This is a genomic window from Georgenia sp. SUBG003, assembly GCF_000715355.2.
Taxonomy (GTDB): Bacteria; Actinomycetota; Actinomycetes; order Actinomycetales; family Actinomycetaceae; genus Georgenia.
Map to the genome: position 1 here is coordinate 4,550,089 of NZ_CP180204.1, position 9,115 is coordinate 4,559,203.

Below are 9,115 nucleotides of genomic sequence, written 5' to 3' on the forward strand. Positions count from 1 at the left end.
ACCTGGAGGATCCATGACACGCATCTCCGTGACCGTCGACGGCCCGGTACACCGACGAGGTCGAGCCCAGGACGCTCCTGGTGCACTACCTGCGTGAGTCCCTCGGGAAGACCGGGACCGTCGTCGGGTGCGACACCTCGAACTGCGGGGCCTGCACCGTCCACCTCGGCAGGCAGCTCCATCACTTGCGTGAGCGACTCCCAGGAGCCAAGGGACGGCGGAGGGTCTGTGAAGAACTCCATTTAGTTGGCCTTCCTGGGGTTGAAGATCTCGAACTCCTCGTACTCGTCGTCGTCGACTTCGGGCACGACGGCCATGACAGTCGCGGGCTTTGGCATGGGCTTCGCCGCTTGCTCGGCGAGGCGGCGTTCTGCCTCCAAGGCGGCGTCCATGCGCGCCTTCTTGGTCTGGGCTTCCTTGGTCCGGCCGATCATCTCGATGGTCGCTTGGGTGCTCTCGGGGTCCGAGAACGCCGTCGCCTCGTCCGACGCTGGCACCCTGGAGCAAGGATCATCCTGCTGCCGGACAACGGCACGCCCGCCCCGCACCACGCTTGGCGCTGGTACAAGACGACCGCCGATGGGGCTGTGCGCTTCGATGCTCCAGCCTTTATCGCTGTGCGACGAGACAGCGTGCAGTACATCCATACATTGCTCAACGCCACAGCTTCACGGCCCCCGTCTACAGCCTGCTTCGGTCTCCACGAGTGGGCCATGGTGTACCGGCAGGAAGCACACAGGCACCCCCTGCCCCTCCGGTTGGGCCAAGATGCGACGGACGCAGTCGTTGAGCGACACCAAATTCGCTGCACCCACTACGACGCCTTCCGCTTCTTCACACCCGAAGCCGTGGGCCGAAATCGCCTCCAGCCAACTCGATCGACGCAGCCGCAGCTCGAGCAGCCGGGTTGCCTTCATGTAGGAATGGATCTCTGGAAGTGGGTCTCGAAGCTCGGCCCGGCCCGGCTCGGGGATGTTCTCGCCCTTGACGATGGCCTCGTACACCTTCACGCGGCCGGTGACGTCGTCGGACTTGATGGTGAGCAGCTCCTGCAGGGCGTAGGCGGCGCCGTAGGCCTCGAGGGCCCAGACCTCCATCTCGCCGAAGCGCTGACCACCGAACTGCGCCTTACCGCCCAGCGGCTGCTGGGTGATCATCGAGTACGGACCGGTGGAACGGGCGTGGATCTTGTCGTCCACCAGGTGGTGCAGCTTGAGGATGTACATGTAACCGACGGAGATCGGCTCCGGGAACGGCTCGCCGGAGCGGCCGAAGAGCTGCGCCTTGCCGTCGGCGTCACCACGCGGTCCCCGTCGCGGTTCAGCGTCGTGTGCTGCAGCAGGCCCTGGATCTCCTCCTGGTGGATGCCGTCGAAGACGGGCGTGGCCACCGGGGTGCGAAAACAGCCCCAGACCACCGGGCTAAGGCCCCCCAAGCGTGTGCTAAGTGGGAAAGGATGTGGAGTTGCACAGACAACCAGGAGGTTGGCTTAGAAGCAGCCACCCTTGAAAGAGTGCGTAATAGCTCACTGGTCAAGTGATTCTGCGCCGACAATTCAGCGGGGGCTCAAGCACACCGCCCGAAGCCGTGGGCATCCCGCGCACACCCCCCAGCATCCCCCCCTCGAGGGGGGGTGTTTCAGGGGGGGCGCGGGGGTGGGGGTAGGGGGGGAGCGTCGTGTGGGGGAGGGTGAAAGCTGCGGGGGGGTGACCCCAGTGGGTGGGATCCCCACACGAGTGAGAAATGCAGGGCATGAGTAGCGAAATGACGGGGGTGAGAAAACCCCGTCCCGCCCGAAATGACCCAAAGGGGGTTTCCCAGGGGGCCCACGTACGGCTACGACTCCTCCAGCCAGGAGGCCAACAGCGCCGCGACGCTCTCCCTGGTCTTCGGCATCCTGGGTGTCGTGCTCCTCCCGATCGTCTTCGGCCCGCTCGCCCTGTGGCAGGCCAAGAAGGCCGAGCGGCTCGGCAAACCCGCCACCGCGGGCAAGGTGCTCGGCTGGATCTCGATCGCCCTGGTGATCATCGGGATCATCGGCGGCATCATCTTCGTCATCGCGATGGCGATGAGCGCCAACGCTACGGCGTCTGAGGCGCGAACGGCGTCACCCGCGTCCCGTCCGTCCACCCTGGTCGACCGCGCGGCGCTCGCTTAACCGCTCCTGCTGCGCACGACCTCGGTCACCGCGCGGTGGCGTTACCTGCGCACGGACATCGACTTCAACGCCGCCTACGACGACGTGCGGCGCGTCCTTCTCGAGACCTTCGCCGACGTCCACTCCCTCGCCCTGCAGCAGACGCTGTACGAGATGGGCCGGCGCGTGCTCGAGACGCACGCCGAGATCGGCGAGATCAAGTTCTCCATGCCGAACCTGCACCACTTCCTCGTCGACTTCGAGCCCTTCGGCCTGGAGAACCCGAACGAGGTCTTCTATGCGGCCGACCGGCCCTACGGCCTCATCGAGGGCGAGGTGAAGCGTTCCGACGTCGCCCCGAGCCGCGCGCCTGGCGACCGTGACCGGCTTCTGCTGACCGGGTCTCACAGACGATGACGGCGGCGCCGGTCGCGCGGCGCCGTCGCCGGTCTGCTGCCCACGAGACGCGCCTGGCGTGCCCCTCGGACCGGCTGGGCGATACTAGGTGGACGGTGCCCGACCGGCGGCCGCGCCATCTGCGAGGAAAGGAAGCTCTCGTGACCTACGTCATCGCCCAGCCCTGCGTGGACGTCAAGGACCGGGCGTGCGTCGACGAATGTCCGGTCGACTGCATCTACGAGGGCAAGCGGATGCTGTACATCCACCCCGACGAGTGCGTCGACTGCGGCGCGTGCGAGCCGGTGTGCCCGGTCGAGGCGATCTTCTACGAGGACGACACCCCGGCGATCTGGTCCGACTACTACCGCGCCAACGTCGAGTTCTTCAACGACCTGGGGTCCCCGGCGGCGCCGCGAAGATGGGCGTCATCGACAAGGACGACCCGATGATCGCGGCCCTGCCGCCGCAGGCCTGAGGTGCCGCTGCACGGCAGCGCGCTGCCCGACTTTTCCCTTCGGGAGCTCCCTGGCGCCGGCCAAGTCCCGCGCCGCCGCCCACCCGCGCGCATCGTCGACCTCTCGGTCGGTACCCGGTGGACCCACTCCCCGCGGCGGCGAGGGAGCTGCTGCTGGCGCTGGAGTTCACCGGTGAGCGACTATCGGAGACGCCATCCGGTCAGAGGCCCGTTGGCGTCGGTCCAGTCCTCACCGCTGATACGACTGATCCCGGACTGATAATGCACACTGACCGTTGATACGCCTCTACTGACGCCCTACAACAACTAACGCGCCATGTCCACGAAGCGCGAGTAGTGGCCCTGGAAGGCGACGACGATGGTGTCTGTCGGGCCGTTTCGGTGCTTGGCGACGATGATGTCGGCCTCGCCCGCTCGCGACTCCTTCTCGTAGGCGTCCTCGCGGTGCAGCAGCATGACGACGTCGGCGTCCTGCTCCAGCGAGCCAGACTCGCGAAGGTCGCTCATCATCGGCTTCTTGTCGGTGCGCTGCTCAGGACCACGGTTCAGCTGCGCGACGCGTGACGGGCACAGTTCACCGCGTAGAGGAACTCGCCCCACGCCAGCAGGAACGTGAGCGTGCCGACGGTGAAGACGCCGTTGCGGGCGACGGGCAGGGCTATCGACCAGAAGGTGCGGAACATGCCGGCGCCGTCGATCGCACCAGCCTCCTCGAGCTGTGGCGGCACCGCCCTGAAGAACGGGCGCAGGAGAAGGGTCGCGAACGGGGTGAGAAGGGCCGCGTCGGCGAGGATGACCCCGGCGACCGAGTCGAGAAGCACCCAGTTACCGAGAACCTCGAAAAGTGGGATGACGGTGGCCGTCTGCGGCGTCATCTGGAGCACGATCAGCAGGCCGAGCCCCACGCTCGTCAGCCATCCCTTGGTGCGTGCGAGCCCGTAGGCGGCGGGAACTGCGACCAGCACGATCGCGGTGGTACCGATCGCGATGGTGGCCGACTGTCCGAGGGCGGCGAACAGCTCGCCGTTGAACGCCTTGACGTACGCCTCGGTGGTCGGGCGGAACAGCAACGAGCTCGACGCCCGATGACGTCTTGGGGCGGACGTCAGCGGACTTGCTGGCCACGGCTGTTCCTCACGTTCGGCTCGGTCGCGAGCGGCCATTCGGCTGCTTCGGATTCACTGGTTGTAGCGGGGGCGGGGCTCGAACCCGCGACCTCACGATTATGAGTCGTGCGCTCTCACCAACTGAGCTACCCCGCCGCGTGCTGCCGGACCGCCGTCGTCGATCATACGACGGCGACCCGCAGACCAGAGCCCCGAAAGGGAATCGAACCCTTGACCTTCTCCTTACCATGGAGACGCTCTGCCGACTGAGCTATCGGGGCAGCGCGGACGAGCCTACCTGCCCGAGCGCGGTGTGAAATCCGGGGCGGGGCTTTCCGGGGTGAGTCCTCTCACACCGCCGAGGAGGTTGAACGTCTCGCCGGTCAGGCGCACCTGGTAGACGCGCGGGTTCGGGCCCATGAGCTGACGGACGCCGTACTCCAGGATGAAGGAGACGCCGACGGCGGTGATGAGCACCGCGAGCCGGGGGGGGCTGCCCCCCGCAGCGGGCGGGTACGCCACCCCGCTCGACGAAAGACGCCGAGCAGCCCCGGTGAAAGATCATGGGCGATGAGCATCACGAGCAGGGAGCGACATCAGGGCCCGCCCGCTGGGCGGGCGAGGGCCCCCGTGACGGGTGGGAGAAAGCAGGTCTTCTGGTCGCACCGCGAGTGGAGCACGAGCATCAAGGAGCAGGTCCCCGACAGGCGCATCGTCTGGGACTCCAGCGGCCCGAAGGGCCATCTCAGCGGCGCGGTCACGTTCCACGCGCTGGGAGAGGAGCTCACCCGGCTGGTCGTCGTCGTCGAGTACTACCCGCAGGGCTTCTTCGAGAAGACGGCCAACATGTGGCGTGCGGTCAACCGCCGGCTCCGGCTGGAGCTGAAGTTCTTCGTCCGCCACGTCATGACCGACACCGTCCTGCACCCCCGAGGACGTCGAGGGCTACCGCGCCGAGATCCACAAGGAGATCGTGCGGACCCACGACGAGGTGGTCGAGGACGAGCAGGCCGCCGAGGAGTCGGAGGAGTCCGAGCAGTCCGAGGACGAGTTCCCGGAGGAGGAGTCCTTACGAGCCCGCCGAGGGCGAGTACGAGGAGGAGCCTGCCGCGGAGGAGGAGTACGAGGAGGAGCCTGCCCCCGAGGAGGAGGCATGACGCCGCCGGTGGTGAACATGTGGTGCGCCCAGACGGTCATCGACAGCGCCGCGATGGTGATGGTGGCGAAGACGAGGCCCTTGTAGCCGAAGATCGGCTTGCGGGAGAAGACCGGGATGACCTCGGAGATGATCCCGAAGAAGGGCAGGGCGATGACGTAGACCTCGGGGTGGCCGAAGAACCAGAAGAGGTGCTGCCACAGCAAGCTCCGCCGAAGTCGGGGGTTGTAGATCTGGCCGCCGAGCACCCGGTCGATGCCCAGACCGAACAGGGCCGAGGCCAGGACGGGGGAACGCCATGAGCACCAGGAGCGAGGTGATGAGGGTGTTCCACGTGAAGATGGGCATCCGGAACATGGTCATGCCGGGGGGCGCGCAGCGTGACGATCGTGGCGATGAAGTTGACGGCGCCGAAGATGGTCGCGAACCCGGTCATGGCCAGGCCGAGGACCCAGAGGTCACCGGCATCGCACAGGAGCACGGCAGGACACCGGCCCAGGTGATGCTGCGCTGGCACCTGCAGCACGGGCGCTCGGCAATCCCGAAGTCGGTCAAGCCCCACCGGATCGCCGAGAACTTCGACGTGTTCGACTTCGAGCTGACCGACGCCGAGCTCGCCGAGATCGACGCCCTCGACACGGGCGCCGACGCGGCCCGGAACCGGCCTCGCTCACCCTCGAGAACTTCGGCATGGACATCCCGAGGCGTGAGCCGCTTCTGCGTTCACCCCCGCGGGCGCAGCCCGCTGATCAACCCGATCGTGAGGAAACAGACTTAATGCGAGCAACACGATCATGCCGCCGTCGCCCCCGGTGGGGCCGGGCGAGAAGGCCCACCCGAAGAGCGACTCGTAGAACCTGCGGCCACGTGCGGCGTCCCGGACGCCGAGCTCGAAGAAGGCCAGCTCGCCGGACATCGTCGTCCCTTCCGTCGTCTGGAGCGTCACGCTACGGAAGGTTCTCGTCACCGGGCAAGGGTGCGGAGGTCTGCCGGTGCGGACCCGCCGACGTCCGGCCCGTCAGTGAGGGGAGAGGGCCGGAAGCCCTTGACCACCAGGTAGATGCCCAGCGACAGCTCCCAGAAGAAGATCCCGGGCAGGGCGACCAGGGACAGCAGCGAGACCTGCTCGTTGACGCCGAACATCGTCGCCGTGTTCGACGCGAGGAGCAGGGGCCCGACGAGTCCCATCAGCGGGATCGCACGTGGCACGAGCCGGGACCGGTACATCAGCGTGCCCAGGAGCAGCGCGTTGGCGACGGCGAGGCCCGGCCCGAACAGGAAGGACCAGTCCCGGACGGCGACCAGTGCGGCCCCGACGGCGACGAGCGAGTCCGTGAAGGTCGTCAACGCGTTCCTGACCACCGGGAACTCGCCGCTGGGCATGGTGCTGGACTGCGTCCCGGTCATCCCGCCGGACCTGCGCCCGATGGTCCAGCTCGACGGCGGCCGCTTCGCCACCTCGGACCTGAACGACCTCTACCGCCGCGTCATCAACCGCAACAACCGCCTCAAGCGGCTGCTCGACCTCGGTGCGCCGGAGATCATCGTCAACAACGAGAAGCGCATGCTCCAGGAGTCCGTGGACGCGCTCTTCGACAACGGCCGCCGCGGGCGCCGGTGACGGGCCGGGCAACCGGGCGCTGAAGTCGATCTCGGACATGCTCAAGGGCAAGCAGGGCCGTTCCGCCAGAACCTGCTCGGCAAGCGTGTCGACTACTCGGGCCGTTCGGTCGCAGCGCGCCGGGCTGGGAGAAGACGAGGATGCCGTCGCGGAACGCCATCAGCGTCGGGATGGAGGTGATGCCGGCCTGGGCGGAGAGCATCTGCTCGGCCTCGGTGTCCACCTTGCCGAAGACGACGTCGTCGTGCTTCTCGGACTCTTCTCGAAGACGGGTGCGAACATGCGGCACGGGCCGCACCACGAGGCCCACCAGTCGACCAGGACGATGCCGTCCTGCTGGACGGTGCCCATGAAGGTCTCGGCGGTGAGGGGGACGGTAGCCATCTGTACTCCTTGAGGTTCGTCGTGAAGGACTCGGGTAATACCCCTACGGGTATGCCAACGCGACCCGGCTCCAGATATTCCAGCCCGGCTCCGGCAGCACCGGGCGGTCAGGCGCTGCAGGTGGTGCCGGCGCCGGTGAGCCGCTGGACGAGCCCGACGGTCACCGCCGACAGGGCGACGACCCGTCGACCATCAAGATGGCACTGTCCTCCGTGGAGCCCGGCACCGGCAAGATCCAGGCGATGGTGCAGAACACGAACTGGGGCACGCCCTCGGCGGAGGAGCCGGGCGCGACGAAGGTCAACCTCAACGTCGGGCTCAGCCACGGCGGGGGCTCCGGTTTCCAGTCCGGCTCCTCGTTCAAGGTCTTCACCCTCGTGGAGTGGCTCGAGACCGGCCACAGCCTGAACGACCGGGTCGTGGCGAACCGGCGCTCGTACCCGCGCGAGAGCTGGAACATCTCCTGCGGGAAGTACGAGGACAACTACGAGCCCAAGAACCTCGAGATCTCCCGACGCCAGTCGGCTCTCCGTCCTGGAAGCCACCCGGATGTCCGTGAACCTGCCGTTCGTCGAGATGGCGAACCAGATGGACATGTGCAACGTCTCGCGACGATGCGGTCGGGGCGCATTCGTAATGAGTTCTTGACGAGGTCCCGGATACTGATCTCGCCCTTCCCTTCGATATTCGCGGGTCGACTCTCGAGGCGCACGACATGCTCCTGCTGCAGTTGCAGTTCGACCGCGTCCTCGATGGTGACGATTCGCTCGCCCTCTGGGATAAAGACGACAACACGTTGAGCAGCGTCGTCTTTCCGGTGCCCGTACCTCCGGAGACGATGATATTGAGGCGCGCCTCGACGCAGGCATGCAGCAGCTCTGCCATCTCCGGAGTGAGGTGCCGAAGTTGATGAGGTCGGCCACCTTGAACGGGTCCTTCGAGAATTTCCGGATCGTCAACGACGACCCGCTGAACGCTAGCGGTGGGATGACCGCGTTGACACGTGAGCCATCGGGGAGACGTGCGTCGACGAGCGGCGAAGACTCGTCGATGCGACGTCCGACGCGCGAGACGATGCGCTCAATAATCCGGCGTGAGCCTCAGGCCTCCTCGTACTCCTCGTCGTCGTCCTCGTCGTAGTCGAGGTCGTCGTCCTCGTCCTCGTCGTCCTCGGAGTAGATGTCGAACGGCGTATCGACCCCGAAACCCGTGAACAACGCGTCGTCGTAGGTGTCGAATGCATCCATGAGCGTGTTCGCAGCCGCCACGACCGCCGGTGCGTCGCTGTCCTGCGCCGCGGCGACGGCGTCGTAGTGTGCTTCGAACGCAGCGATGAGTCGGTCGAGAGCAGCCCGCGGGTCGTTAGCCATGGCATGAGCCTAGCGGTCCCGTCGGAGCGGCACACCACCGGCTCTGACCTGCGGAGATGCGCCCAGTTTGAGTTGGACCGCCGACGAGAGGGAGCATAAGGGGATGCCGGGCAAGAACCACGAGATCGCTGTCGGGAGGCGCCCCGAGCAGGCTGGAGCTCGGCCGGGAGCGCCTTCCACCTCGCCTCCAGCTCCTTCTCCGCCGGCGTCGGGACAAGCCCGGACGGCGCGTAGATGCGCGACTCGACCCGCGGGTCCTCGTTCTCCGGGACGCCGCGGGTGCGGAACGACTTCACCGTGGCGACCACGGCCGCACCGATGACGGTGATCGTGAGCACGAGGAACACGACCGACAGGGTGCCCTGGACGAACGTGTTGCGGACGACGGCCTGCATCGCCTCGACGGAGGTGGCAGTGCCGAAGCTCTGCTGCCCGTCGCACGCGCCGGCGGCCGACTGCACGTACAC

7 protein-coding genes, 2 tRNA genes, 11 pseudogenes and 1 other annotated feature are annotated in these 9,115 nt (G+C 67.0%); of the genes and pseudogenes, 7 read left to right on the forward strand and 13 right to left on the reverse strand.

From position 1 onward, the window contains the following. Nucleotides 1–62: 62 nt before the first annotated feature. Nucleotides 63–158 (forward strand): annotated as a pseudogene (locus tag DA06_RS26320) ((2Fe-2S)-binding protein); the annotation flags it as partial. An 84-nt stretch (nucleotides 159–242) separates the two neighbouring features. On the opposite strand, the gene DA06_RS26325 reads toward DA06_RS26320, so the two are convergent. Together DA06_RS26325 and DA06_RS26330 are read right to left on the reverse strand one after the other, a co-directional pair. Then, complete coding sequence (locus tag DA06_RS26325; protein ID WP_418606462.1) at nucleotides 243–497, reverse strand: hypothetical protein; 255 nt, start codon at nucleotides 495–497, stop codon at nucleotides 243–245. Between the two features lie 453 nt (nucleotides 498–950). Next, nucleotides 951–1,396 (reverse strand): annotated as a pseudogene (locus DA06_RS26330) (DNA-directed RNA polymerase subunit beta); the annotation flags it as partial. A 17-nt stretch (nucleotides 1,397–1,413) separates the two neighbouring features. Continuing rightward, nucleotides 1,414–1,591, forward strand: a sequence feature (23S ribosomal RNA rRNA prediction is too short). Between the two features lie 207 nt (nucleotides 1,592–1,798). Between DA06_RS26330 and DA06_RS26335 the strand changes: the two are divergent. The 3 genes and pseudogenes from DA06_RS26335 (at nucleotide 1,799) to fdxA (ending at nucleotide 3,011) form a co-directional block, all read left to right on the forward strand. Next, a complete protein-coding gene (locus tag DA06_RS26335) occupies nucleotides 1,799–2,158 on the forward strand; it encodes a DUF4190 domain-containing protein (protein ID WP_418606463.1) in 360 nt (119 codons plus the stop codon). A gap of 18 nt (nucleotides 2,159–2,176) precedes the next feature. After that, nucleotides 2,177–2,534: pseudogene (locus DA06_RS26340) on the forward strand (urate oxidase); the annotation flags it as partial. 160 nt (nucleotides 2,535–2,694) lie between these two features. Continuing rightward, nucleotides 2,695–3,011: pseudogene (fdxA, locus tag DA06_RS26345) on the forward strand (ferredoxin). 306 nt (nucleotides 3,012–3,317) lie between these two features. Here fdxA and DA06_RS26350 read toward each other — a convergent pair. From DA06_RS26350 to DA06_RS26370, 5 genes and pseudogenes are all read right to left on the reverse strand, one after another. Then, nucleotides 3,318–3,569, reverse strand: a pseudogene (locus DA06_RS26350) (DnaB-like helicase C-terminal domain-containing protein); the annotation flags it as partial. Beyond that, the gene (locus DA06_RS26355; protein WP_418606464.1) at nucleotides 3,557–4,174 is read right to left on the reverse strand and encodes a carbohydrate ABC transporter permease; all 618 of its coding nucleotides are present in this window, start codon (nucleotides 4,172–4,174) and stop codon (nucleotides 3,557–3,559) included. The pseudogene DA06_RS26350 and the gene DA06_RS26355, both read right to left, overlap by 13 nt. A gap of 25 nt (nucleotides 4,175–4,199) precedes the next feature. Continuing rightward, nucleotides 4,200–4,273: transfer RNA gene (locus DA06_RS26360), tRNA-Met, on the reverse strand. A gap of 52 nt (nucleotides 4,274–4,325) precedes the next feature. After that, nucleotides 4,326–4,398, reverse strand: a tRNA-Thr gene (locus DA06_RS26365). A 13-nt stretch (nucleotides 4,399–4,411) separates the two neighbouring features. Then, entirely contained in the window at nucleotides 4,412–4,639 is a 228-nt protein-coding gene (locus tag DA06_RS26370) for a hypothetical protein (protein WP_418606466.1), read from the reverse strand. 48 nt (nucleotides 4,640–4,687) lie between these two features. On the opposite strand from DA06_RS26370, the pseudogene DA06_RS26375 reads away from it, so the two are divergent. Further along, nucleotides 4,688–4,990 (forward strand): annotated as a pseudogene (locus DA06_RS26375) (SRPBCC family protein); the annotation flags it as partial. A gap of 273 nt (nucleotides 4,991–5,263) precedes the next feature. On the opposite strand, the pseudogene DA06_RS26380 reads toward DA06_RS26375, so the two are convergent. After that, nucleotides 5,264–5,736: pseudogene (locus DA06_RS26380) on the reverse strand (cbb3-type cytochrome c oxidase subunit I); the annotation flags it as partial. Here DA06_RS26380 and DA06_RS26385 point away from each other — a divergent pair. Beyond that, nucleotides 5,719–5,975: pseudogene (locus tag DA06_RS26385) on the forward strand (aldo/keto reductase); the annotation flags it as partial. The pseudogenes DA06_RS26380 and DA06_RS26385 overlap by 18 nt on opposite strands. A 261-nt stretch (nucleotides 5,976–6,236) precedes the next feature. Here DA06_RS26385 and DA06_RS26390 read toward each other — a convergent pair. Further along, on the reverse strand, nucleotides 6,237–6,680 hold the full coding sequence (locus tag DA06_RS26390; RefSeq protein WP_418606468.1) for a DUF4386 domain-containing protein: 444 nt from the start codon (nucleotides 6,678–6,680) through the stop codon (nucleotides 6,237–6,239). Between DA06_RS26390 and DA06_RS26395 the strand changes: the two are divergent. Further along, nucleotides 6,607–7,005, forward strand: a pseudogene (locus tag DA06_RS26395) (DNA-directed RNA polymerase subunit beta'); the annotation flags it as partial. The gene DA06_RS26390 and the pseudogene DA06_RS26395 sit on opposite strands and share 74 nt — an antisense overlap. Nucleotide 7,006: 1 nt before the next feature. On the opposite strand, the pseudogene DA06_RS26400 reads toward DA06_RS26395, so the two are convergent. The 4 genes and pseudogenes from DA06_RS26400 to DA06_RS26415 form a co-directional block, all read right to left on the reverse strand. Further along, nucleotides 7,007–7,278, reverse strand: a pseudogene (locus DA06_RS26400) (thioredoxin family protein); the annotation flags it as partial. A gap of 160 nt (nucleotides 7,279–7,438) precedes the next feature. Then, complete coding sequence (locus DA06_RS26405; RefSeq protein ID WP_418606469.1) at nucleotides 7,439–7,762, reverse strand: hypothetical protein; 324 nt, start codon at nucleotides 7,760–7,762, stop codon at nucleotides 7,439–7,441. 126 nt (nucleotides 7,763–7,888) lie between these two features. Beyond that, nucleotides 7,889–8,372, reverse strand: a pseudogene (locus tag DA06_RS26410) (CpaF family protein); the annotation flags it as partial. Nucleotides 8,373–8,378: 6 nt separating this feature from the next. Next, nucleotides 8,379–8,648: a hypothetical protein gene (locus DA06_RS26415; RefSeq protein ID WP_043496556.1), complete on the reverse strand. Its 270-nt coding sequence runs from the start codon at nucleotides 8,646–8,648 to the stop codon at nucleotides 8,379–8,381. Between the last annotated feature and the right edge of the window lie 467 nt (nucleotides 8,649–9,115).